At 63.1% G+C, this 24,177-nt stretch carries 23 protein-coding genes and 1 pseudogene; 9 read left to right on the top strand and 15 right to left on the bottom strand.

What is annotated here, in order from left to right:
* Window positions 1-76: 76 nt before the first annotated feature.
* Together QW861_RS19215 and QW861_RS19210 are read left to right on the top strand one after the other, a co-directional pair.
* Complete coding sequence (locus QW861_RS19215; RefSeq protein ID WP_315754148.1) at window positions 77-1,396, top strand: Rieske 2Fe-2S domain-containing protein; 1,320 nt, start codon at window positions 77-79, stop codon at window positions 1,394-1,396.
* Between the two features lie 35 nt (window positions 1,397-1,431).
* Window positions 1,432-2,394, top strand: a complete 963-nt coding sequence (locus tag QW861_RS19210) for a PDR/VanB family oxidoreductase (protein ID WP_315754150.1) — start codon at window positions 1,432-1,434, stop codon at window positions 2,392-2,394.
* Window positions 2,395-2,600: 206 nt separating this feature from the next.
* Here the strand turns inward: QW861_RS19210 and QW861_RS19205 are convergent, their stop codons facing one another.
* From QW861_RS19205 to QW861_RS19155, 12 genes and pseudogenes are all read right to left on the bottom strand, one after another.
* Window positions 2,601-3,872 carry a hypothetical protein gene (locus QW861_RS19205; RefSeq protein ID WP_172179754.1) on the bottom strand — a complete coding sequence of 424 codons (1,272 nt, stop codon included), beginning with the start codon at window positions 3,870-3,872 and terminating at the stop codon, window positions 2,601-2,603.
* Window positions 3,873-4,062: 190 nt separating this feature from the next.
* Window positions 4,063-4,203 (bottom strand): hypothetical protein, encoded by a 141-nt coding sequence (locus tag QW861_RS34020; RefSeq protein ID WP_410051204.1) that lies wholly within the window; start codon window positions 4,201-4,203, stop codon window positions 4,063-4,065.
* Window positions 4,178-5,650: pseudogene (tnpC, locus tag QW861_RS19200) on the bottom strand (IS66 family transposase); the annotation flags it as partial. The pseudogene tnpC (QW861_RS19200) and the gene QW861_RS34020, both read right to left, overlap by 26 nt.
* A 69-nt stretch (window positions 5,651-5,719) precedes the next feature.
* On the bottom strand, window positions 5,720-6,073 hold the full coding sequence (gene tnpB / locus QW861_RS19195) for an IS66 family insertion sequence element accessory protein TnpB (protein ID WP_315752137.1): 354 nt from the start codon (window positions 6,071-6,073) through the stop codon (window positions 5,720-5,722).
* The gene (gene tnpA / locus QW861_RS19190) at window positions 6,070-6,966 is read right to left on the bottom strand and encodes an IS66-like element accessory protein TnpA (RefSeq protein WP_315752136.1); all 897 of its coding nucleotides are present in this window, start codon (window positions 6,964-6,966) and stop codon (window positions 6,070-6,072) included. The genes tnpB (QW861_RS19195) and tnpA (QW861_RS19190) overlap by 4 nt, the downstream gene beginning before the upstream one ends.
* A 237-nt stretch (window positions 6,967-7,203) precedes the next feature.
* Window positions 7,204-8,301: an IS66 family transposase gene (tnpC, locus tag QW861_RS19185; protein WP_315752135.1), complete on the bottom strand. Its 1,098-nt coding sequence runs from the start codon at window positions 8,299-8,301 to the stop codon at window positions 7,204-7,206.
* A gap of 59 nt (window positions 8,302-8,360) precedes the next feature.
* Window positions 8,361-8,711, bottom strand: a complete 351-nt coding sequence (gene tnpB / locus QW861_RS19180) for an IS66 family insertion sequence element accessory protein TnpB (protein ID WP_172179940.1) — start codon at window positions 8,709-8,711, stop codon at window positions 8,361-8,363.
* Window positions 8,708-9,073: an IS66-like element accessory protein TnpA gene (tnpA, locus tag QW861_RS19175; RefSeq protein WP_172179942.1), complete on the bottom strand. Its 366-nt coding sequence runs from the start codon at window positions 9,071-9,073 to the stop codon at window positions 8,708-8,710. The genes tnpB (QW861_RS19180) and tnpA (QW861_RS19175) overlap by 4 nt, the downstream gene beginning before the upstream one ends.
* Window positions 9,074-9,322: 249 nt before the next feature.
* Window positions 9,323-10,285, bottom strand: a complete 963-nt coding sequence (locus QW861_RS19170; RefSeq protein WP_172179944.1) for a peptidyl-alpha-hydroxyglycine alpha-amidating lyase family protein — start codon at window positions 10,283-10,285, stop codon at window positions 9,323-9,325.
* A 35-nt stretch (window positions 10,286-10,320) separates the two neighbouring features.
* Window positions 10,321-11,154 (bottom strand): SDR family NAD(P)-dependent oxidoreductase, encoded by an 834-nt coding sequence (locus tag QW861_RS19165; protein ID WP_172179946.1) that lies wholly within the window; start codon window positions 11,152-11,154, stop codon window positions 10,321-10,323.
* Window positions 11,151-11,909 (bottom strand): SDR family NAD(P)-dependent oxidoreductase, encoded by a 759-nt coding sequence (locus QW861_RS19160; RefSeq protein WP_172179948.1) that lies wholly within the window; start codon window positions 11,907-11,909, stop codon window positions 11,151-11,153. Before QW861_RS19160 ends, QW861_RS19165 begins: the two co-directional genes overlap by 4 nt.
* Window positions 11,906-13,138 carry an enolase C-terminal domain-like protein gene (locus QW861_RS19155; RefSeq protein WP_315752134.1) on the bottom strand — a complete coding sequence of 411 codons (1,233 nt, stop codon included), beginning with the start codon at window positions 13,136-13,138 and terminating at the stop codon, window positions 11,906-11,908. The genes QW861_RS19160 and QW861_RS19155 overlap by 4 nt, the downstream gene beginning before the upstream one ends.
* A 181-nt stretch (window positions 13,139-13,319) precedes the next feature.
* Here QW861_RS19155 and QW861_RS19150 point away from each other — a divergent pair, with 181 nt between their 5' ends.
* Genes QW861_RS19150 through QW861_RS19125 form a run of 6 tightly spaced genes read left to right on the top strand, consistent with a single transcriptional unit; the run spans window position 13,320 to window position 20,174 of the window.
* Window positions 13,320-15,089: a GH3 auxin-responsive promoter family protein gene (locus QW861_RS19150; RefSeq protein ID WP_210261705.1), complete on the top strand. Its 1,770-nt coding sequence runs from the start codon at window positions 13,320-13,322 to the stop codon at window positions 15,087-15,089.
* Window positions 15,090-15,116: 27 nt separating this feature from the next.
* Window positions 15,117-16,199 (top strand): phytanoyl-CoA dioxygenase family protein, encoded by a 1,083-nt coding sequence (locus QW861_RS19145; protein ID WP_315752133.1) that lies wholly within the window; start codon window positions 15,117-15,119, stop codon window positions 16,197-16,199.
* A gap of 10 nt (window positions 16,200-16,209) precedes the next feature.
* Entirely contained in the window at window positions 16,210-17,046 is an 837-nt protein-coding gene (locus tag QW861_RS19140) for an alpha/beta hydrolase (protein ID WP_172179954.1), read from the top strand.
* Window positions 17,043-18,041: an NAD(P)-dependent oxidoreductase gene (locus tag QW861_RS19135; protein ID WP_172179956.1), complete on the top strand. Its 999-nt coding sequence runs from the start codon at window positions 17,043-17,045 to the stop codon at window positions 18,039-18,041. The genes QW861_RS19140 and QW861_RS19135 overlap by 4 nt, the downstream gene beginning before the upstream one ends.
* Complete coding sequence (locus QW861_RS19130; RefSeq protein ID WP_172179958.1) at window positions 18,022-19,152, top strand: 2-hydroxyacid dehydrogenase; 1,131 nt, start codon at window positions 18,022-18,024, stop codon at window positions 19,150-19,152. The genes QW861_RS19135 and QW861_RS19130 overlap by 20 nt, the downstream gene beginning before the upstream one ends.
* A 5-nt stretch (window positions 19,153-19,157) precedes the next feature.
* A complete protein-coding gene (locus QW861_RS19125; RefSeq protein ID WP_172180200.1) occupies window positions 19,158-20,174 on the top strand; it encodes a quinone oxidoreductase family protein in 1,017 nt (338 codons plus the stop codon).
* 34 nt (window positions 20,175-20,208) lie between these two features.
* Here QW861_RS19125 and QW861_RS19120 read toward each other — a convergent pair whose 3' ends face one another.
* Window positions 20,209-21,219 (bottom strand): DMT family transporter, encoded by a 1,011-nt coding sequence (locus QW861_RS19120; protein ID WP_172179960.1) that lies wholly within the window; start codon window positions 21,217-21,219, stop codon window positions 20,209-20,211.
* Between the two features lie 287 nt (window positions 21,220-21,506).
* Between QW861_RS19120 and QW861_RS19115 the strand changes: the two genes are divergently transcribed.
* Entirely contained in the window at window positions 21,507-22,484 is a 978-nt protein-coding gene (locus QW861_RS19115) for a LysR family transcriptional regulator (protein WP_315752132.1), read from the top strand.
* 13 nt (window positions 22,485-22,497) lie between these two features.
* Here QW861_RS19115 and QW861_RS19110 read toward each other — a convergent pair whose 3' ends face one another.
* A complete protein-coding gene (locus QW861_RS19110) occupies window positions 22,498-23,703 on the bottom strand; it encodes an MFS transporter (RefSeq protein WP_172179964.1) in 1,206 nt (401 codons plus the stop codon).
* Between the two features lie 30 nt (window positions 23,704-23,733).
* Window positions 23,734-24,120 (bottom strand): ectoine synthase, encoded by a 387-nt coding sequence (locus tag QW861_RS19105; RefSeq protein ID WP_172179966.1) that lies wholly within the window; start codon window positions 24,118-24,120, stop codon window positions 23,734-23,736.
* Window positions 24,121-24,177 lie beyond the last annotated feature (57 nt).

Here is a 24,177-nt window from a genome sequence, read left to right as displayed (position 1 = left end):
AGCGCGTGACTCCGTTGCTCACCGCGGCAAACCCATAACGGCGACCTGATGCCATCGATTCGAATGGAGAACTGTCATGCTCTCACAAGAAGACAATGAGCGGCTGGTGAGAGTCGGAAAGGGCACGCCGCTTGGCGAACTCTTCCGTCTCTACTGGATTCCGTTTCTGCCTTCGGCCGATCTGACGCAGGACGGCCAGCCGCGGCGGATCCGGTTGCTCGGCGAGGATCTGGTCGCTTTCAGGGATTCCGAGGGGCGCGTGGGCCTTGTCGACCAGGCCTGCCCGCATCGGGGCGCTCCCCTGATCTTCGGCCGCAACGAGGATTGCGGGCTGCGATGCGTCTATCACGGCTGGAAGTTCGACGTGACGGGGGCCGTCACGGACATGCCGGCAGAGCCGGTGCGTAGCCGTCTCAAGGAGCGGGTGCGCATCAAGGCGTACCAATGCCGCGAGCGCAACGGCATGATCTGGACCTATATGGGCCCCGACCAGGCCGATCCGCCGCCGCTTCCGAACGTGGAATGGAACCTCCTGCCGCAGGAGCAGGTGCATGTCAGCCTGCGCGTCCAGGAGTGCAACTGGCTGCAGGCCGTGGAAGGCGAGATCGATTCGGCGCACGCGCCGTTGCTCCATGGCCGCCTGGACGCCCAAGGCACGACGAGTGCGTGGATCCAGAAGCGGGACCTTCGCCCAACCTTCGAATGCATCAAGCAGGATTTCGGGATGAGCATCGCTGCGCGTCGCAACTACGACGCCAACACGCTCTACTGGCGCGTGAACCAGTTCATGCTCCCGTTCTACACGCTTGTCCCGCCGCTGTCTCCGTTCCCGGATCTCAGCGGGCATGCCTGGGTGCCGATCGACGACGAGAACACGCTCTGCATCATGTTCTCATACCATCCTTCCGAGCCGCTCCGCCCCAAGACACGGCAGATCTTCACGGAAGGGCACAATGGCCGCGAAAGCGGACACGCCAGTCGCAACGCGCTCGTTCAGCATCCCGTGACGGTCCCCTATGCCGGATACTGGACCAGGTACAATCCGCAGAACGGCTTCCAATTCGACTACGAGTCCCAGCGCTCGACCTGGTTCTCGGGCTTGCCCGGGCTGTGGGTGCAGGACGGTGCCTGCCAGAGCGGCGTTTCACCGATCTTCGACCGGACAAAAGAAAATCTTTGCTCGAGCGATACCGGCATCGCGATGACGCGCCGCTTCATCCTCGAAGCGTTGGGCGCCTATCGCGATCATGGCACCAAGCCAAAGGGCGTGGCTGACCCCGACGTGTTCATGGTGCGAGCCGTGTCCTTGCGACTTCCTCCGGAGGATTCCTGGGTCGACGTCGGCGCGCCGTTCATGCAGGCCAGGCTCGGCGCCGATTTCGGATACGAGATGTGAGTAGGACGTCCTCTCAACTGGCGGAGGATGACGCCATGACCGAGCGTGTCATCCCGGTTCGCGTCAAGCGGATCACCTACGAGGCCGAACGCATCAATTCCTACGAGCTGGTGCCGCCGGACGGCGGCGAGCTCGATCCGTTCACGGCCGGCAGTCACATCGATCTGCACCTGCCGGACAAGATGATCCGGAGCTATTCGCTGTTGAACGACCAGCGCGAGCGGCATCGTTACGTGATCGCGGTCAACAAGGACGCCGCGAGCAGGGGCGGGTCGAGCTTCCTCCACGATCATGTCAGGGTCGGAGACGTTTTGACGGTTTCGGTTCCCAAGAACAATTTTCCGCTCCACGAAGATGCGGATTCATCGGTCCTGATCGCCGGGGGCATCGGCATCACGCCGTTGCTGTCGATGGTCCGCCGGCTCGAATGTCTGGGACGCCGCTGGGACCTGTTCTATGCCGCGAGGACGCGTGCTGCCGCGGCGTTTCTCGATGAAATCGGCAGCTTGCGGCCCAACGTCCATCTCAATCTGCATGTCGACGTCGACGACGAGCGATCGGGGCGGATGTTCGACCTAGCGTCGATCGTCGAACGAGTCCCCGCGCAAGCTCATCTGTACTGCTGTGGCCCCGCGCCGATGCTGAAGGCGTTCGAGGCCGCCGCTGCCGACCGTCCCCAAAATAGCGTCCACGTCGAGTATTTCCAGGCCAGGGAGACCCCGGTGCTCGAGGGTGGCTTCGAGGTCAGATTGGCCAGAAGCAATCGCACCATCGCAGTGGAAGCGGGTAAAACCATTCTGGATTCGCTCCTCGAAGCCGGCCTTGCACCCAACTACGCCTGCCGCGAGGGTGTCTGTGGCACCTGCGAGACGCGGGTGCTGGAAGGAATACCGGACCATCGCGACCAATATCTGAGCGAGGAAGAGCAGGCCTCCAACAAGGCGATCATGATCTGCTGCTCAGGCTCCAGGACGCGCACGCTCGTTCTGGACCTCTAGCCGCACTCGCAGTTGGAATTCTTCCCGTAAGCTATTGATCTGCAATGGCCGGAAACTGGCGCAGTTGGAAAAAATCTCTTGAGAAATCAATCGCGATAGCGTGTCTCTTAATCAGCGGGTCCTAGGTTCGAGCCCTAGTGCGCCCACCAAGCCTTTCAAGGACTTATGATAGAGTCGGCCAAGTCATTCCGACAAGCGGTCAGCGGCTATTCCGACAAACCGGCTGCTTTTGTTCGCTCCTCCCGGCGCTTTTTTGACCCCGAGATCAACTGTTTGCGGGTCCGCTTCGCATAGGTTGGCAGTTGTCGACTCGACCTGTGTCGGCCTGCGGCACGCAACTCAGCGTCTGTCAGGTCGCTGTCTGCCCCTTCCGTGAAGCCGCCGTGGCGGAATGAAGTGAAGGACAATTCGCTTCGCAGAGACGCGGCTCTGATGATCTTTTTGACCACGGCCCGCAGATACCGCAGATCTCGCCGCTGGGTGATCCAGGGCACGAGCGCGCTCCCTCGGCGACTTTGGTGATCGCGCCGAAACATCAGGCCCGCCGCCATTCTCGATTTGATCTCATCGAGCTCGGCCATCAACTCGGGGAACAGCGTCTCGCCTGCGTCGTCGAACAGAGGCCACCAAGCCTCCTCCCCATTCTTGGGGTGGACGACCTTGACACTGTTCGGACGCTCCTTTGGCCGGTAGTGGGAAATCTCGAACGCGCCGAAGACGTGCTCCTCGCGTTGCAGCCATTCCCAGCTGAGAAGAGCGGCGGTCGCAACCGAACGATAACCCATCTCGTTCGCCTTTCGACGAAAGGCGACGAGTTCTTCCCATGTGGCGGTTGGCGTCTCTCGTGCTGCTTGGTTTGGCGCACGAGCTTTCAGGCCCATGCGAGAGAACGGGTTGATGGCTGGGACGTCCTTCTCCCTGGCGCGGTGGCCAACGAACCAGGCTCGCCGACAAGCGACCATGGCGGCGTTCGCAAAACGCCGACGTTCGCGATGAATGATATTGCCGTCCTTGTCTCTTTCTTCAACAACGAGCAGCTTTGCATAGACAGCGTCCACGAAGCCCTTCGTGAATTGACCGATCTGCTTTGAGCCCGCTCGAGTCCCATCCTTGAGCATATGGTTGGCGAAGAGCGACAAGCCTTGATCATAAAGTCGTTGGGTCTTGTGATCGATCTCTTTCCATTTCTGGTGCGACTTGAAGATGCTCACCAGCCAATCAAACGTCCCTGGGACAAGCGAAGGCGGACCAAGGTCGGTCAGTCCTCGCGAGCGCCAGCTGTCGAATGCTGGAAGCAAGACCGTTTCGGCTCGCTCTACTGCAGCCGTGTAATCCTCGCCTAATGCCTCAGCTTTGATCTCGCAGCCCTGCTTGCGCGACCAGGTCGGTGGCTCGAAAAAGTAAGCCCATCGCCCATTCTTCAACGGCTTGCGCCGGCAATAGCGCGGCAACTTCAACGTGGTGCGAGGTGGTTTCATACAAGGGATGCCAAGTCTTCTCGACTAGGCGAATCGGAATCCGGCTTGATGAAATTGTCAATAGCTGTCTTTGACCAGATTGGCTCGCGAGCTCTTCCAGTGCCGTGGTAGCCCGTCGGACGAGGGGCTTCTCCTCGGAGCACAGCACGTGCGAGCTCTTTCGTGTCACCGTAGTCCAAGTACGCCGCCGTCATGTCCGCTCGCATGATTGCACGTCGAGCAGAACGTCTTCGCGTGGCAGATGATCGGGCAGCGGACGGCGTCGCGGCGAAGAGTTGGCTTCCGGTGTGACCTTCGGTTGCGCTTCTTCGACGCGGCCTCGACGATCCATCCCTGGGCCGACTCGCGGAGATGTAAGCATAGGGCTCGACGTCGTTCAGCTTGCACGTCGTGATCAGCGAGCTGACCACTGCCCATCGTTGGCCGCCACCATCGCTACCGGCGAACAGGTGGTTCTTGCGGCCGAGGGTGACGGGGCGGATGGCGCGCTCGACCGGATTGGTGTCGAGCTCGACGCGGCCATCGTTCAGGAAGCGAGTCAGGCCGTGCCAGCGCGAGAGCGCATAGCGGATCGCTTCAGCGAGCGTGCTGCGGCCGGAGACCAGGCGGAGCTGCGCATCGAGCCAGACGTTCAGCGCGTCGACGATCGGTTTGGAGAAGGTCCTGCGTTCGGCAAGACGGTAGTCAGGCGATTGGCCGCGGATGCGCGCCTCGATCGCATAGAGCTCGCCGATCCGGCGCAGGGCTTCTGTTGCCACGGGAGACGCGGTGGCTTCGGCCACATCGTAGAACTTGCGTCGCGAATGGCTCCAACACGCCGCGAGCGTGATGCCCTCCTTGTCGGCCAATTGCTCGAAGCCGGCATATCCGTCGACATGCAGGATGCCCTTGAAGGCGGCAAGATGTGCGACCGGTCGCTCGGCCTTGCGGTCGGGTGCGAACAGGTAGATGGCCGCCGGAGGTTCGGGTCCGCTCCACGGCCGTTGCTCGCGCGCGTACACCCAGAGCCGTCCCGTCTTGGTTCGCCCACGGCCAGGATCGAGTACCGGGATCGGCGTGTCATCGGCAAAGAGATGGTTGGAGGCGAACACGTTCTTGCACAACCGTTCGTGCAAGGCTTCGAGCCACCAGCATGCGCCGCCAACCCAGCCTGCAAGCGTCGAGCGGCAGAGATCGGCGCCATGACGGTCGAAGATCTGCGACTGCCGATAGAGCGGAAGGTGATCGCAGTACTTGCTAATCAACACCTGCGCGAGCAACGCCGGCGTCGCCAGACCGCCAGCGATCAACCGCTCCGGCGCGCCGGCTTGCACGACCTTGTTGCAGGCTCGGCAGGCGTATTTGGGTCTGGTTGTGCGCACGACGCGAAGCTGCGCCGGTACCCAATCCAGCATCTCGCTGACGCTCTCGCCGATCAGATGGAGAGCTCCACCACAGCAGCCACAAACCCGGTCTTGCACGTCGAGCAGAACGTCCTCGCGTGGCAGATGATCGGGCAGCGGACGGCGTCGCGGCGAAGAGTTGGCTTCCGGTGTGAACTTCGGCTGCGCTGCCTCGACGCGGCCAACGTCGCTGTCGAGATCCTCCAGACCGAGTGCAAGCTGGTCGGGGTCGATGCGCTCGGAGCTGCGGCCGAACTGCATTCGCTGCAGCTGTTTGATGATGGACTTGAGACGATCGATCTCGGTGTCGCGGTGATCGATGGCTGCCGCGATGTCACGCACCAGGCGCTGCAGAAGCTCAGGATCGGATGGGAGATTGGTGAGATCGAGCTGCATGTCCGATGGTACTCGAACATGCTGATTCGTAGAAGAATCGTAGCTCAGTTCATCACCAGTTTTTGTCGATCATCCTGCAATCGCAGGTTTCCAGATGCGCTCTGGCGCGCGCCAGTCGATGCCTTCGATCAGCATCGCGAGCTGCGCCGGCGTGAGCGTGATCGAGCCATCATAACCCGCCATCACCGGCCACACGAAGCCGCCCTGGTCGATGCGTTTGGTGAACAGACAAAGCCCGTTGCCGTCCCAGAACAGGACCTTCAGGATCGATGCCTTTTTGCCGCGGAAGGCAAACAGATGACCGGAGAACGGATCCTTCTTCAGCGTGTCCTGCACCAGCATTGCGAGGCCGTCCATGCCCTTCCGCATGTCGGTGTAGCCGAGGGCCAGGTGCACCTTCACGCCTGCAGGAACGAACATCATGATGCTGTCTCTCCGCTTTCGATCCGCGCCCGCACCGCATCCGGATCGCTGCCGGCGGGAGCGAAGACACGCCGTCCGTCAGCGAGGTCGACGGCCATCATGCCCTCCGGTGGACGCACGAGATCGCGCAGGGCGCGTGCGGCGGGCATGTCGTCGGGCAGCACAACACGGGCGAGCTTGGAGCGCTTCTTTTGCGCGATGCCGAACTGCGCGCGCCAGCGGAACAGCAGCCCGGTGACAATCCCATGCTTGCGAGCGACGGCAGAGACTTTGGCGCCTGGTAGCTCGGTTTCCCTGGCGATCGCGAGCTTCTCTTCGTCGCTGAAGAAGCGGCGGGCCGGCGTTTTGGTCGCGGCCGGATCGCCGATTTCAGCGGCTGTCAAGCGGCGTTCGGGCTGTGAGTTCCTAGCACTAGTGCTAACGGGCGGACGGGCGGAGGGATGAAGATGGGCGCGCCAGTCGATCGTGACCTCGCCGGTGGCCAGTCGGTCGCGCCATTTGTGCAGCGAATGCGGCGACAGCTGCATCGCCGCGGCGTAGGCGCGGAGTTCCATCCCGCTCCAGTTCAGCGCCTCGACATGCATCGCCCAGAACGCCGGGGACGCTCGATTGCGTACATCCGAGGTGATCGTGAACCTGCGCTGCTTCTGCTTTCGGAGCGCCTTTTCGCGCTCTTCCCGGGCGCGCTCGCGGCGCAATTCCGTCTGATATTTCTCAAGCTTAAGCGCAGTCTCGTTGCCGGCCAGCCGCTTCAGCCAACGCCGCAACGTGTTCTCGGTCAGACGTTGTTGCTGGCAGTATTTGCGGATCCCGAGACCGCTCCGACGCCACGCTTCGATGTGCAGCGACCACCATTCGCGGCGAGCTCTGTTCTCGAAATGTTTGGATCCCACCGGAGATTCTCCACAGCAGCAGAGAACTCGAAATGGAACGACAACACACGAGGGGGAAGGTGTGCAGACCGGACGGTTACATCCGGCCGATTAAAGCTGCAAGATAAAAGCGGCTCGCCGGTTGAACACCAAGCCATTGACATGGCTTACGTTCAACCGTGCCGGTCAGTCGAGCTGAGTGCCGCAATCGAGCTTTTTGTCAGCAAAGTCAAAGGCGATTTCGGCACTGATCGTAGTCTAGCGAACTCCGGCGAAGAACTCGGTTGAGCTACGCGCGAGTGCAGGATCTGCGACTCGGAGTGTGGGTTGACCGATCAATCGTGTTGCGCCGTCGTATCTCGGAGCCTTGGCCGATGCAGCCTGCATCAGCCCGGCATAGCCGGCAAGATGCGTCTCGGGATGTGCGCCGGTACGGTAGAGTACAGCTGCTGGCGGCGCGTGCCCGGCAAAGGGACGATCGTCGCGGACATAGGTCCACACCCAGCCGGTGCGCGTCTTGTCCTTGGCGAGAACTGGCACCGTGGTGTCGTCGGCATGGATGCGCTCACCTGCGAGCAGGTGCACCTTGATCGCATCGACCAGCGGCATCAAGGTCGCAGCCGCTGCACCGAGCCAGTCGGCGAGCGTGGAGACGTCGAGCGCCACACCCTCATGCGCAAAGGTCGTGCTCTGTCGGGTGAGCGGCAGGTGCGGCCCGTATTTGGCGAACAGGATGTGCGCCAGCAGGCGCGGTCCCGCGCGTCCGCGCGCGATCGGATGGAACGGTGCCGGCGGCTGCGTGATCGCCTCGCAGGCGCGGCAGGAGAACTTCTCACGGACATGCTGGATCACCTTCCACTGCCGTGGCACGAGCTCCAGCGTCTCGCTCACGTCCTCGCGGATCTTGCGCAGCCTGTCGCCGCCGCAGCACGGGCAATAGGCCGGCGCAGGATGCACGATGCGCTCGCGCGGCAAGTGCTCGGGCAACGGCCGCCGTGCCGGGCGCCGCCGCTCGAACGGACGTACGTCGACCCTCTCGGCCTTGGCCCGCTCGGCTGCCATCTGCGCCGCAGCCTCATCCTCGGCCTCCTCGAGATCGGCGAGTTCGAGCTCGAGCTGCTCGAGCACCGACGCGCGCTCCGACGACGGCCCGTACAGCTCGTGCCTGAGCTTGGCGATCGTGAACTTCATCTGCTCGATCAGCAGCGCCCGGGCACGGACCTCGGCTTCCAGATTGCGCGCCTTGGCTTCTGCCGCGAGTTGGGCCGTCGTCGCCTCGGTGAGCGCGGCCTGGCCAGCGAGCACCAGCGCCTTCAGCGTCGCGACATCATCGGGGAGTGAATCGGCTGTGATCATCGCAGGAGATGGAATCACAGCTCCGTCCTGCGTGCATCAGCCTCGTCACGTTCAAGCGCTCAGCCAACGGCTTCCGGCCGCCACGTCCGCTGCGGATGACGCCAGTCGATACCTTCGAGCAGATAGCCGAGCTGTGCCGGCGTGATCGCCACCGCTCCATCCACGGGCTGTGGCCAGATGAATCGGCCGCGCTCCAGCCGCTTGGCGAACAGGCACATGCCCTGGCCGTCGTGCCACAGCATCTTGATCAGCCCGCCGCTGCGGCCACGGAACACGAACAGATGGCCGCCATGCGGATCGCGATTCAGCGTCTCCTGGACCAGCAGCGCAAGACCGTCGAAGCTCTTGCGCATGTCGGTATGGCCGGTCGCCAGCCAGACCTGGGTGCCGGAGAGGATCGGGATCGTCATCGCGAGCCCGCCCGAAGCGCCGCGATCACCGCCGTCACCGTCGCGGCATCCGCCGCGTCGCTGATCCGGATCTTCGCCTCCGCCCCGATCTCGACCTCGATCAGCCCCTGCGTACGGGCAGCCGGCGCGTGCGGATCGGCAGTGATCGTCACGGCGGCAAAGCCGGGCGGCGGCGTCTCCTTCCCGCACAGCTGCTGGCGCCAGCGGAACACTTGGCTGGAATGCACCCCGAACGCTCGCGCCACTCGTAGGATCGTCGCGCCCGGCTGAAGCGCTGCAGCAACGACACGCTCCTTGTCGGCCCGCGACCAATGCCGCCGTCGCCGCTCCGACGTGATCACTTCCACTTCCGCTTTGGCCATAGGACTAGTTCCGGGACTAGTCCTATGGCTTCAACAAGCGTCAGCTCCGGCGCAAGGCGGCCGTCGCCGGGGACTCACGATGAACTCACAGATTCAAATGCGGAGACGTGCCCCTTCGCAGACAGCCGGCACCTTGACCTGAGTTGCCGGCAGCGGCTGATATCGCCCATCTGTGCGGAGCGCGCTTGTTTGCCAACCGGCAAAATAGCCGCTGTGCCTCAATGGAGGAGAAAACTGCACGCATTCCAGCTAAGAGGAAAGCTTGGTCAGCTTCTGCAGGCAGCGCAGCTCCCGCGGCGGCTCGAGTGGCGGCTTGATGGACGGCCAGACCGCATTCGACACCTCGGCAACGTAGATGTCTCCGTGAGAATCGACCGCAACACCATGCGGTGCGATGAACTGACCGGGCGCTTCGCCGGCATGCAAATGGCCGAGCCGGACGACAGTCCCGCCACGGTTGTCGACGATGGTCACGCGGGGTCCGAGATTCGGAGCATTCTTGTTGACAGGAAGCGAGGGGCCGAGCTCACCAACGTAGCAGAGCTGCTTCTTTCCCGGCGGCATGTAAAGTCCGCATGGGCGATGGAGATTGTTCCATTGAGTCTCGTAGCGACCGTTCGCATCGAACACTTGGATTCGGTGATTCTCCCGATCCGCAACATAGACCCATCCCTCCGCGTCGCAGCAGATGTTGTGCACGATGTTGAACTGACCCGGGTCGCTGCCGGATTCTCCCCATGACATGAGGTGTTTCCCCGATGGCGAGAACTTGTGGCAGCATGCGTTGCCGTAGCCGTCGGACACGTAGATGTCGCCGTTCGGCGAGTGAGCCGTGTGCGTACAACGATGGAACGGCTCTCCACTCATGTAAGGGGACGGCCGCATCGGAATTCCGATCGTGAGCATAACCTTCCCATCCAACGTGCACTGTCTGATGGTATGATCGCCGTCGTCGGTCAGGAAAATCGTGTCGTCCGGTCCCATGTGCAGCCCATGCGGACGCGAGAACAGGCCTTCACCCCAGGACCGGAGAAACCGGCCGTCCTGATCATAGACGATCACGGGATGCGCGCCGCGGTTGAAGACGTAGACGTGATCCTTCTGGTCGACGCCGACCGCGGCTACGTCGCCATAAGACCAGCCGTCCGGCAGTTCGCCCCACCCCTCGGTGACCATGTAGCGGAAATCGCCGCTGCCCAGGATGACTGACATTCGGTGCTTCCTCCATTGATATGCGTTCCCGGCTGCTATTTGCGTTCGGCCACCAAGGCCTGGCCGGCCGTTACGCCGCCATCGACCACCACGGTCTGCCCTGTCACATAGGAAGCCATGGGAGAGCAGAGCCAGAGAACAGCCTGTGCGATCTCGTCCGGTTGTCCGATCCGGCCGAGTGGCGCGCGTGATCCGCGAGCGCTCAGTTGCTCCTCGGTCGGGTAGATGCTCCTGAGCATCGGCGTGTCCGTGCTGCCAGGGCTCACTGCGTTGACCCGAATGCCGCGGCGCGCGTATTGAAGTGCGGCCGACTTGCTGAGGCCGATGACGCCATGTTTGGTTGCGCTGTAAATGGCACTCTGGGCGTGTCCGATATGCCCCGCGACCGATGCGCAATTGACGATCGCGCCACCGCCTGACTCCAGCATCGCGCGAATCTCATGCTTGGTGCAAAGCCATGTTCCGCGCAGATTGGTCCCGACGACCTGATCGAAATTGTCGCTATCGTCCTCGTGCAGCGGAACGAAATTGCCGAACGTGCCTGCGTTGTTGAACGCAGCGTCCAGCCGACCAAACCGGCGGACGGTCATGTCGACGAGACGCGCGACGCTCTGCTCGTCTCGCACGTCGGTCGGCACGATCATCGTTTGATCTGGCGGTAGCGCGGCCAACGCCTGTTCGCAGGAGCCGGTCTGCCGTCCCGCCAGGACGACACGAGCTCCGCAGGCCGCGAATGCCAGCGCGGCGGCGCGGCCGATGCCTTGGCTGGCGCCGGTGACGATGATGACCTTGCCGCCCAACCCGTAGTCCGCTGATGGGCCGGCGACCCGCTCGGCCGTCGTCGTTCGTTCCGTGGTCGTCCAGTTCATATGAACAGCCCCCCATTGATGTCGATCACCGTCCCGGTGGTGTAACCCGCCTCATGCGAACACAGATGGATCACAACGGCAGCTGCCTCGTCCACAGTGCCCAGTCGCCCGATCGGAATGCGTTCGGTAATCGCTCGCCGCCGTTCAGGGCTATGCTTCGCCCAGGCTGCCTGGATGCGGTCGGTGGCGATCGGGCCGTGCGCGACTGCATTGACGCAGACGCCGTCGGGGGCAAGCTCATAGGCCGTTTGCTTGGTGAGCCCGATGACGGCCGCCTTTGCCGCGACATAGGCGGCGTTGCTGAAGTAGGAGTAGGTGCGGCCGGCGATCGATGCAAAGTTGACGATGCGACCCCACCGTCGCTGACGCATCGCTGGCGCACATAGACGCGTCATGGTGAAGGCGCTCGTCAGATTGTGTCTCATCGAGGTCTCCAGGTACGTTTCATCGAGGTCCGCAAGCAGGATGGAGTTCGCATCTCCTCCGACGGCATTCACGAGGATGTCCGGACGCTGTGCGTCCGAGAGACATTGGATGGCGTCGCTGACGGCTGCGATATCGGTGACGTCGATCGGCAGGCACGCGGCACGGTGATCGCCGATTTGACGGCGAATGGAGTTGAGTGCGGTCGTGTCCTTGTCGACCAGCAGGAGCCGCGCTCCCGCATCTGCAAGGCGGCGCGCGACCTCTGCGCCGATGCCGGCGCCCGCACCGGTGACCAGGGCCATTTTGTGTTCGATCAACGATGTCGTCATCCCCGAGCCTCAGCGTTCCAAGTTGTGACGCGCCGTTCTGCCTCGACGAGAGCGGAACGAGGTGTTGTCGCGACATGCGAAAAGGCGTGCCTTGCGTGCGCCCACAACGCCGGTCCCGGAACGAGACCGTGTCCGTGGCCATACAGTGGCGGCGCAAGATAGGTTTTGCGATCGATCGGGAAGGGTGGGATCGTCGTGTCGCGAGGAAACCATTCGTCTGCGCGCCCAACCTCGCACGCGCTGGCGTTGCGTAGCGATGTCGCGAGCGCGCGTCCCGCGGCCCAGAGCGGACCATGTTCGCCAACCTGGACGCCGATCTGATAGCCGAGGCCGGAATGAAACGCCGTATCGGCCAGGCCTGCCGCTCGAAGTGGGCCACCACATTTCGACACGCGGATATTGACGAGGTCGCAGGCGCGCTGGTCGATCGCCGTGGCGAGATCGTTCTCGTCCACGAATGATTCATCCAGCATCAAAGGGATCCCAGCCTCTTCGCGCAATTGCCGGAGGCCCGCCCAGTCCCTGGGCCGCAGCGGTTCCTCGAGCCATGCCACGCCATGACCCTGCAACTGCCGGCAGGCGGCAATCGCCTGTGGCAGGGTCCAAGCCGCGTTCACATCCACCGAAAGCGAGATCGATGGCGCAATCAGGTCGCGAAACCGTCTCACGCGTTCCACTGCCTGATCGCCATCCGCTCCGACTTTCAGCTTGACGTGCTTGATGCCGTTCGCGAGCGCAAACTCGCGCGCGACCATCTCCTCCGGAGAGGTCGAGAGGTCGACGACCAGAGCGGCTGAAACGGCGCAAGGCACGGGTCGTAACATGTCTTCGCCGAGGCCCGCGGCGTGCAATGCAGAAGCCATCGGTCGGCCGTGGAGTCGGCAGGCCACGTCGAGAAGGGCGGTCTCCAAGGCGCAGGCTGCAGCGGGCGACAGCCGACCACCGACGGATAGCATCTTCGGCAGCGCCAGAGCCTTCAGGCTTGCGACGACGGTCTGAAGCGAACGCCAGTCGATCTGCGCATCGAGTTCGTTCAATGCGCAAGAGGCGAGGGCCTTCAGAACGGTCGCTGTGGTTTCGCCAGTGACATAGGGACGAGGAGCTGCTTCGCCATAGCCGGTTACGCCATCGACGTCGACGCAGACAAGAATGCCGTCGCTCTCGTGGCGTGCCATGGTTGCATGAACGAATGTCCGGCGCATCGGCATCGCAATCGCGTAGACGTCCATCAATTGTATCATTGCATCCGTCCGATCTGCTGAGATCAGGACATTGCCAAACTGCGAAGCGAAGGTCGTTTTAGAATTTCTAGAACCGGGACAGGAAATCTAAATTGACGCTTTGCGCGAGCCGTCAGTATCAATCCCTGCGAGACGGCGGTGATCTACAAATGAAGATAGGTCGGACATCATGCAGGACCTCTCCACAGAACAGAGTCGAGTTTCCCGCATCCAGCATGGTGGAACGGCCGGCGTCCGAACGACGAGCGTCGGAGGCGCCGCCGACGACGTGAGCCGCATGGCCCGCTTTTGCGCACAGAGTGAGGCGGCGCTCGATCGTCAGCGCCTGATCTGTCAATCTCCGCATGCGACCGTTGGGACCGTCTTCCACGATGTGTTGCGCGAACTGACTGGAACGGCATTCGAGCGGGAGCACGCGCTCGCAGGTGTGTGCAGCTTCGATGAATTCAGGCGGGCAGTGCCGATCCGCAGTTACGGCCAGCTCAGGGGGTATATCGATCGACAGCTTGCCCGAGAGCGAAAGGTACTGACGCGGGACGATCCCTATGCGTTCCTGAAGACGTCAGGAACCACCGGCCAAGCAAAGCTGGTTCCGACGACACGGCATTGGCGGCTCGCCTATCGCGGACCGGCGCTTTACGCGCAATGGGGCCTCTATTTCAGGATGCTCCGGCTCGATACGCCGAAGGTTGAGAACGTGCTGGATCTGTCATGGGAGCCGCAGACGGCGAGGCAGAGCATTCATGGATTTCCCGTCTACAGCATTACACAGCGGCCGGAGCCGCTCGGGGAATCCGACTGGTTGCCGCCATGGTACGGCGCGCCCTGGTTCTCATGCGAGAGCGATCCCGACGGATATGCCGAGCGGCTCTATCAGCGGCTGTGCATGCAGGCATTCTGTGACGTGCGGCTGATTGTTTCGGTGAACCCGAGCAAGATCATCATGTTGGCAGAGACGTTGCGGCAATTCGCAACGCGGCTGATCCGTGACGTCAGGGGCAGCGCCTCGGCTGCGGGCGGCCAGGACCTCGCGCGCCGCCTGGAAGGGCAGCTCAAATTGCGCGGCGGTGAGTTGCTTCTCTCGGATCTGTGGCCCAATCTGTCGCTCATCGTCTGCTGGAACAGCGCGTCGGCGCAACTCTACGAGAATTGGCTTGATCGCCTGGTCCCCGATGCCACGCGGCTTCCCTTCAGCACGACGGGCACCGAAGGCATCGTTACGCTCCCGGTCGACATGCACCGCAGTGCCGGCCCTCTCGCGGTGACCCAGGGACTCTACGAGTTCGTTCCGGTCGATGATATTTTGGAGAACGTCGCTCCATCGGAAAGTGCCGAAACGCTGACTTTCGAGGAACTGGAGGTCGGGCGCTGCTACAGGCTCGTGATGACCCAGGCCAACGGTCTCTATCGGTATGACGTCGGCGACGTGTATCGCGTCGTGGGCTGGGTTGGGGCGGTGCCAAGGCTCGAATTCATCGGAAGAAGCGGCGCATGTAGTTCGTTCACCGGCGAAAAGCTGACCGAAGCTGATGTGTTCTCGGCGGTGTCGCGTACGATCGAATCTGGGTCGGCCGGGACGCCGAACTTCTGCTGCTTCCCGGTCTGGGGCACGCCGCCTCACTACGCTGTCGCGCTCGAGTGGTCGCCGAAGCTCGAGCTGATGCAAGCGACACTGGCAACGCGCATCGATGCAGCGCTCAGCAGGGTCAATCTGGAATATGCCGACAAGCTGTCCAGCGGCCGGCTGGCGCCGCTGACGATAGTCAAGCTGGTCCCCGGCGCCTTCGCCAGGCTTGCCGAGCACAAGATCAGCGGTGGAGTGGCTTCGGCGCAGGTCAAGCATCATTGGCTTCAGCGCGACGCCTCGGGGCTGAAGATCCTTCGCGATATTGGCATGCTGCTCGACGGGGCAGGCTCGTTCATCCCGTCATCGACGTGAATCGATCCATAGATGGAGTTGGCCACCATGACCGTATCAGGTTCGCGCACGCCTGCGCTCGACGCAGCCGACGTCGCTCGCTTCCAAGAGCAGGGATATCTGGTTGTCCGAGGTGTTCTGGATGAGGCGGATTTCGTTCCCGTGAGACGTGAGTACGACGAGCTGCTGCGGGAGCGAGTCAGGACATGGCGCGCAAAGGGACTGTTCTCGGGCGGTGAGGATCATGGCGGGCTGCCGTTCCAGGAGCACCTCAGGCGGCTGGTCGAGCTTCCGGGATTTCCGCTTACGCTGCTTGCCGAGCTCGATATCACGTTGCCGCACATGCCGTTCTCGTTCATCCAGGATGACAGCGAGTTTCATGTCGGCCCCGGCGTGTTGTCGCTACTCCAGAATCCGAAGGTGTTGGATGTCGTCGAGTGCATTCTCGGATCCGAGATCAACGCAAGCCCGAATCAGCATTGCCGGATCAAGCTGCCGGCGCGAGAGGTCCAGCAGTTCGGCGGCCGGAAGGGCGAGACGATCTACGCGCCGACCCTCTGGCACCAGGACGCGATGGGCCAGCTCCCGCAGTCGAACGAAACGACCGTGCTGACGGTCTGGATTCCGACGACCGACGTCGACGAGGAAAACGGATGCCTGGCGGTCGTGGGAGGCGAGCACAATGACGACACGTTGCTGCCTTGGCCGATGGATGCCGCGCTGATCGATCGCCTTGAGAGGAACAGCATCCCGTTGCCGGTCAAGTTCGGCGATATCGTGCTGTTGCACAAGAAGGCGCCGCATGGCTCCAGGTTGAACAAGACGGCACAGGTGCGCTGGAGCTTCGACTTCCGCTACTACCCGGCGCATCAACCGACCGATCGGCCGTGGTTCCCGAATATCCGCGTGCGCAGCAAGGCAGATCCCGGTTCTGCTGTGGTCGACGCAGGAGCATGGCGGAAATCCTGGGAGGATGCCCGCGCGATGCTTGCGGGTCAGAAGCTGCCGCTACCAGGGCGGCGTGAGTTCGCACAGGTCGTCGCGGACGGAATGATTCGGCGGTGGGAGGCCGGCGAATATCCGAGCTTTCCAGTGAAGGACGTTGCCGCAGCTTCGACTCCCGCAGCCTGAGGCGTCTGAGATGGAGGGGACGGCGATCAAGTGGATACGGGCGGTGGATGGCACCGAGCTTGCCCTACATTACTGGGCGCCTGCCGAGCCCCGAGCTGCCCTGTTCTACATCCACGGCATCCAGAGCCATGCCGGATGGTTGTTCGAGACCGGGCCGCAACTGGCGGCCAGGGACGTGGCAGTTGTCGCGCTGGACCGTCGCGGATCGGGACGGAGTGGCGGCGAGCGTGGTCACGTCGCCACGCTCGAGCTTCTGCTGTCGGACTATCTGATGGGTATAAAGGCCGCGCGGGAAGTGGTGCCGGATGCGCCGCTGGCGGTGCTGGGCCAGAGCCTGGGCGGCAGCGTTCTCGCTGGATTATGCACCAGTGGGCAGTTGCGCGCGGAGGCATTGATTTTCTGCGCGCCGGCACTGGGGCAGCAGCGGGCTCGCCATGATCCGGAGAAGCTCGGCCGCTTCCGCGCGTGCAGAGGTCTTGGCCGAGTCGCGGTCACGCTCAAGGACGAGGACTACACGGAGGAGGAGGTCTATCTGCGCTTCATGTCGGCGGATGCCCTGATGCTTCGCGAGGTTACGGACAGCACGCGGTCGACGCTGGTGCATCTCGAAGACGCATACGCGGAGACCGGAGCGACGCTGAGGGTACCCACGTTCCTCGCGGCGCCGGAGCGTGATCCGATCATCGATCTCGCCGTTGCGCGCCGTTGGCTCGGCAGGCTGATCGGGCCCTATCGTGAAACGGTGTTCGCAACGAGGCATCACTATATCGAGTTCAGCCGGCAACAAGAGAGCTATTGGGACTGGCTTGCGGCTTGCGCGATTCCAGTCGAGGAGTTGCAGAGATGACCGACGGAGGACATCTTGCCGTATCCGGGTCGCCTCTGCACGATCGCCGCGTCGACATCGCCGTTCCGGATTGCGGCGGCAACCCGGTCATTGAAGCAGCTTTCCGGCGACACCTGCAGGGGCAGGCCGGCGTGCTCATACATCACGACCGTCCGGAGGACGCCGATGCGCTGGCACGGCGGATCGGCGACGTGACAACGGTGCTCCAGTTCTTCTCGGCGCGCCCGCTGTCTGCCGGGGTGCTCGAGGCGTCGTCGGCCAAGCGGATCATTGTGGCGGGCCCGATCGGCGCGAGCGTCGATCTCGATGCGGCCGGACGCAGGAACATGGCGGTGTACGAGACCCCCGGGCTGGCGTCAGCCTCGGTTGCCGAGTACACGATCGCGCTGGCGCTCGCCATTGGCAGGCGGATGACGGATGGGTGCCTGGAGCTGAGATCCGGACGATGGCATGCGAGCTTCGGCCGAGGGCTGTTCGGCAAGACGGTCGGTATCGTCGGGCTGGGCCGCGTCGGCGGCCGTGTCGCTGAACTGTGTAAGGCGTTCTCCGCGCGGGTTGTCGCCTGGAGTCCGTCGCTGACGGATGGACGAGCCGCGGAACTAGGTGTCCGGCGAACAGAGCTGGACGAGCTCGCAGCCAGCAGTGACGTGATCAGTCTGCATATGAGATTGAGCCCGACGACCAAAGGCCTGTTCGATGCGCGATTGATCGATCTGATGCGACCCACGGCGTTTCTGATCAACACCGCCCGCGCCGGTCTCGTGGATGGGGAAGCATTGCGGCAGGCGTTGAACGCGCGTCGGATCGCCGGTGCGGCACTCGACGTTTTTGAGGATGAGCCGATCGGACCGGGATCGCCCTGGCTCCAGACCGACAACGTCCTGCTGTCGCCGCACATGGCATGGATGAGCGAGGAGGCGCTGGAGGCGTTTGTCGGTGCCGCGGTCGATTTTGCCATTCGTGGAGACGACTCGCGTGTCCGTCGTGTTGTCTGAGCCGGCGCAAGCCCGAGTAGCTGGCGCCACGGTGTTCGTCGGCAGCGACCGGGTTCTCGGCGACACCTTGGACCACGCGGCCGCAGCCTTGGGAGCGGCAGGTTGCAATGTTATCCGCGGCCACGCCGAACCGCCGCCACACCGCACGCGCTACGCGCTTTCGACCGCCCGACGATACTTCGAGGCGGCATCAGTGCTCCTGATCAGCTCGCGGACCATCATCGACGCGGCGATGCTCGAGGTCGCGCCTCGGCTACACGCTGTTGTCTTTGCCTCGATAGGCACGGATTCGATCGATCTGCCGGCGGCGACCGATCGCGGCATCATCGTCGCAAACGGCGCGACGGCCGAAAACGTCGAAAGCCTGGCGGAGGCAACCGTGATGCTCATTGCGGCTCTCCTGCTGGACCTGCCGCGCAAGCAGCGCCAGTTCGCGTTGCGGTCCGCCCGTGCGCGGGCGGATGAACTGTCGGCGCGCATGGTGTCCGGCAAGACCATCGGGCTGATCGGGTTCGGCCGCATCGCGCGCTCCGTCACGCGACGGTTGCAAGGCTGGGGCACCGAGATTCTGGCTTATGACAGACATCCGGATGAGACGCCGGTCGCCGGCGTGCGTTTCGTCGAGCTTGACGAACTGCTGGCGCGCAGCGACGTCGTCAGCGTTCACTTGCCGCTGACCGCCGAGACGCGCGGGCTGCTCGGAGCTGCGGAGTTCGCGCGCATGAAGCGCGAGGCCTGCGTCATCAACACCTCGCGCGGTGGCATCGTCGACGAGGCGGCGTTGGCGCAGGCGCTTTCCGCCGGACGGATCGCTGGCGCGGCCATCGACGTCTTTGAGACGGAGCCTCCCCCTGTGGATCATCCGCTTCGCGGGCTGGAGAATGTCATCCTCACCGAGCATACGGTCGGCTGTACGCGGGAGCTGTTCGCCTCGCTCGCGCCGACCGCGGTTGAGAACGTCATGCGCGTGATCCAGGGGCGGGATCCGCTGCACATCCGCAATCCGGCCGCGCTGCTCCGCTGGCGCGAACGATTTCGGCGCCAGTCGGCGCAGCAGGCCTGGCCTGGCGGCGACACGAATCTGCAGTACGGGACAGGGGAGTACCGATGACCGCGATGCCGTCGAAGATTGCGGGCCGCACCGACGCGCTCGCCGAGGACACGGAGGTCGTCCTCATTCGTCAAACCGGGGGACCGGAGGTGCTCTCCGTGGAGCAGTCGAGGCTCGATCCGCCAGGGCCGGGCCAGGTGAGATTGCGGCAGACCGCCATCGGCCTGAACTATGTCGATACTTACTACCGCACCGGGCTCTACAAGACGCCGCTGCCCAGCGGCATCGGCTTCGAAGCCGCGGGGATCGTCGAATGCCTCGGAGAAGGGGTGGCCGGTCTGCGGCCCGGAGATCGCGTCGTCTACGCGATTGCAAGCCTGGGCGCCTACGCCCGACTGCGCAACGTTCCCGCTGAGCGGCTGGTGAAGGTGCCCGATGACATCACCGATCATCAAGCCGCCGCCATCGCGCTTCAGGGCATGACCGCGCACTATCTGCTTCGGCGCGCCTATTCCGTGCAGCCCGGCGACACGATCCTGGTGCACGCTGCCGCCGGCGGTGTCGGTCTCATTCTCTGCCAGTGGGCGGCAAGTCTCGGTGCGACCGTCATTGGAACCGTAGGCACGGAAGAGAAGGCCGAGCTCGCGCGCGCCAACGGATGCACCCATACGATCCTGTATCGGAGCGAGAATCTGGTCGAGCGTGTCTGCGACCTCACCAAGGGTGCGAAGCTACGCGTCGTTTACGACTCGGTTGGCCGCGATACTTTCGTGAGCTCGATGGATTGCCTTCAGCCGTTCGGGCTGCTGGTCTCGTTCGGCCAATCCTCCGGGGCGATCGGGCCCTTCGAGACGCGAATTCTCGCCGAAAAGGGCTCGCTATACCTGACGCGGCCGACGCTTTGGACGTACATCGCACGTCGCGAGGATCTCGTGGCGTCTGCTTCGGAGCTGATGGCTGCCGTCTCGCGAGGAACCATCAAGCCGAGGATCAGCCAGACCCTTCCCTTGATGGAGGCGGCCCAGGCGCACCGTGATCTTCACAGCCGCAAGACGGTCGGAAAGACGCTTCTCATCCCCTGAGCAGCATCTGCCGCGGCCCTTGCCGGATGATCGGCTATTTCCTGTCCATGGCACGGGCCTGGGCGGCAACGATGAGCACGCCGATCACGACCAGCAGGCCGCCGGCCGACTGAATCGGCGACATCCTCTCGTCCAGCCCTAGATATCCTGAAACGACGGTGGCCACAGGGCCGAGGGCGCTGATCATCGCGACGCGGCTTGCGCCGATCCGGCGCAGCGCCTCGGCCATCATGAAGACCGGCATCACGGTACTGAACAGCGCCATGCAGAGGGCGAGCAGGTAGACCCGGGTGGGCAGCACGAGCGCGCTCAGCGGGCGGAGTGCCATGAACTGAACGATGCAATACACGCTGGCCGTGGTCGTGGCATAGGCCGTGAAGCGTATCGAACCGAGCCTCGGCACGACTTCGCCGCTTCCAACGAGATAGACCGAGAAACTCACCGCGCTCAGCATGACGAGCAGCGCACCGAGCCAGAAATTTTCACTGCTCTTGTCGAGCTGCCCCGAAAGAACCAGCGCGACACCGATATATGTAATCGCCAGCGCGATCAGCTCGCGCCGGGTAATCGGCTTCCTGAGGACGACCGAGGAGATCACCACCACGATGGTCGGATACACGAACAGGATCAGCCGGCCGACGCCGGCGGCGACATATTGCAGCCCGATCATGTCGAGGAAGCTTGACAGATAGTAGCCGACGAAGCCCAGGGCGGCGAGCGCCATCGCGTCGTGTGCGGTGATTGACGGAAGCGTCCGGCCGCCGGAAGGCCCCCGATACAGGACAACCGCAATGACGAAGAAGGGCAGTGAGAAGATCATTCTCAGGGCCAGCAGCGTCACAGGATCGCTCATGTCCTCATAGGCGAGCTTGACGAATATCGCGCGAAGGGAAAACGCCACCGCCCCGATCGCCGCCAGCGCTACGCCGACAATATTGTGTGTCCTGGACACGGTCGTCGTTGACGCGCCGGGGCCGAGCGCCTCCGGCGCAGGCCCGAGCGGCCGCGAGATTGCGAGGTCATGTCTTTCGGAGATTCCGGCCATAGTCCGTCTCACTGACTCCCAGGTGGCGGCAGGATGATGAGCCCTGCCGGAGAGCGCCAACGCTTTTTAGGCAAGGCACCCTTCGCGTTCGACGAAGGTCCGCCGGCCGCTACGGCGAGACATCGGACATCGAAGATCACTCACGCCCAGGAGGGATTTACGGTCTCTTTCGACCTTGACCGGGGTGTGGTGGGTCAGGCTTACTTACGGTAGTGCCGCGCACTGGCTGCGCGGGGGGCGGAGATCGTCGGGAGGATCGCTCATGGCCCACGGGAATTGAAGGACTGATGCGACAAATCAACAATCTCATCCGGCGTATCGATCTGACGTCGCTCCAGCTCTTCGTCGCGGTGTGCGAGGAGGGGACGCTGACGCGCGCGGCGTCGCGGGAAAACATTGCCATGAGCGCGGTGAGCAAGCGCCTTGCGGAGCTTGAAGAGGCGCTTGGAACCGACCTCTTTGTCCGGCACTCCAAGGGCATGATGCTGGCTCCCGCCGGGGAATCCCTGCTGCATCACGCGCGATCGATGCTGACGAGCGTCGAGAAGATGGGCGCGGAGCTCGACGAATACCGCATGGGCATCAGGGGCCACATCCGGATGCTCGCGAACGTATCGGCCATCGTCGAATTCCTTCCCGACGACCTGCCGGCCTTCTTCGCGACCCACAGTCTGGTCAAGATCCACCTTGAGGAAAGACTGAGTGCGGGTGTCGTCAAGGCCGTCGAGGAAGGGTATGCGGAAGTGGGCATCTGTGTGTCCACGACCAACAGCCGTGACCTGTTTGCGCGTCCCTATCGCAGCGACCGGCTTGCGCTGGCGGTGCCGCAAGATCATCCGCTGGCCGATCGGGCATCGATCGATTTCGTGGAAAGCCTGGATTTTGATCATATCGGCTTTCACGCCGATAGCGCGATCTACACCCGTTCGCGCGCGGCAGCCGCGGAGGCTGGAAAGGCGGTCAATCTGCGGATCAACGTACCGAGCTTTGATGCCATTTGTCGGATGGTGCAGTGTGGCCTGGGTGTCGGGTTGATCCCGGATCGGGCATTCGAAGTGCTGGCTTCGGGCATGGGCATCAAGGCGATTCCGCTCAGGGACGACTGGGCCTATCGGGAATTGAAGATCGTGACCCGCGATCCCGCCGGGCTCTCGACCGTGACCAAGATGCTCGTTGAGCATCTGGCGCAATCGGGCGGCAATCGCGCGCCTGCGTCAACGGCGGCAGCTTCGGTGTCGGCGCCGAGCCCCCGCCACGGTCGATGACGCGGCGGGGACATCATCGTTGGTCCAGCCTGACCGTCGGGGCGGTCCGGCGAAGCCAGATCGCCGCGACGAGCGGGCCGAGCAGGCCCATGAAGAGCGACAGCGCGACAATGACCGTGCCGGCGCCGTAACGGCCGGCGAATACGCTGACCAGGAGGCCGGCGAGAGGTTGGGACAGGTTGTTCAGCATGATGATCAGGCCCGTCGTCTTGCCGAGATCTTCCCGGGGAATGATCTTCATGCGCAGGCTGCGAATGAAGACACTGAACATCTTGTCGAAACCGACAACGAGAACGAAGCCGAGCGCGTAGACGTGGGCGTGGGAAGCCAGTCCGGAGACGGCGCCGCCGGCAAAGATCATCGCATAGCTGATGACGCCCAAGACCTGCAGGGACGCAGGCGCATGCGCGGTGGCGAACAAGATGACCACGGTCGCGATCGCGCCTGCGGCCTGAAGAACGGCATAGTAGGAGTCTGTTTCTCCGTGGACACCGGTCACCATTGCCGCTGACGTTGCGAGGGTCACGCCAATGATGAGGTTGACGGCGGCTGCGAGAAGGACGGTCTCGACCAGGCCCGGTCGTCCGATGACGTGCCGAAGTGCGGTTTTCAGCGGCAGTGTCCAGCCGCTTGGCGCCGGCGTCGGTTCGGCCAATGTCGGCCGGACGAATCGCTGCCAGATGATCATGGCGCCGTCAGCCGCCATGAACAGGGCGGTCGTCGAGATCACCACGTATTCCCAGGACCATAGCTTGAGAAGACCGGCGGCGACCAGCGGCCCGAGCACCATGCCGAGCTGATCGGCAATCTGGGTGTAGGAGGCGACCTTCTCGAACCTGTGCCGATGAAAGACTTGAGGCAGCAGAACCTCGCGCGCCATCAGCCCCTGCGTCGTCAGAACGCCGCAGGCCACAGATATCCCGATCAGCCAGCCGATTCCGCCGAAGCCCGCGTAGGCGATCATGCCTGCGAAGCACGCCACGGCACGAAGCTGCTGACTAATGTGCAACAGCGCCAAAGGGGATTTTCGATCGCACAGCACCCCGCAGATCGGAAACGACAAATAGCGCGGCAATGTCTCGAGCAGGAATGCCGCTCCCGACCAGGCGACGCTGCCGGTCAACTGGAAGATGACGAGCGGGACCAGAAACAGAAGGATCTGGTCCGCGAGCCGTGAGAGGAAGAGAGAGTAGAAGAAGGCTTGATGCTTCAGTTCCAACGAGCAACCCCAACCAGCTGATGAACCGCCTTAGTAAGACGATCCGCTGTCGGCGTCGAGATTGTGCTGCTCGTGACCGGCAAGGGGCGGATTGAACACGCTCACCAGCACCAGATCCTGCGTCGGGCCGCCGCGCAGATAGTGTTCGTCATGTTCGTTGAGAACATAGATGCTGCCCGGGCGGAGCCGATACACATTGCCTTGCATGTCCTCGACTTCACCTTCCCCCGCGATGCAATAGCATGCTTCCAGGTGAGATCGGTATTGCAACCTTGATACTGTGCCGGCGCGAACCACGGTATGGCATACGGCGAAACCCATTCCATCGCTCGCCGTCAATAGCCGGTGGCTCGTGCCATTTCCCCACTCGACGAACCGGCCTGTTTTTTCGACTTCTTCGAGATCGCGTACAAACATGTTTCCTCAGTCATTTTGCACAACACGACGTGTAACGGAATTCTCCTACCATGAGCT

This window comes from Bradyrhizobium sp. SZCCHNRI1029 (assembly GCF_032487555.1).
In the GTDB taxonomy this organism is placed as follows: Bacteria; Pseudomonadota; Alphaproteobacteria; order Rhizobiales; family Xanthobacteraceae; genus Bradyrhizobium.
This window is presented reverse-complemented; position numbering and strand designations above follow the sequence as displayed.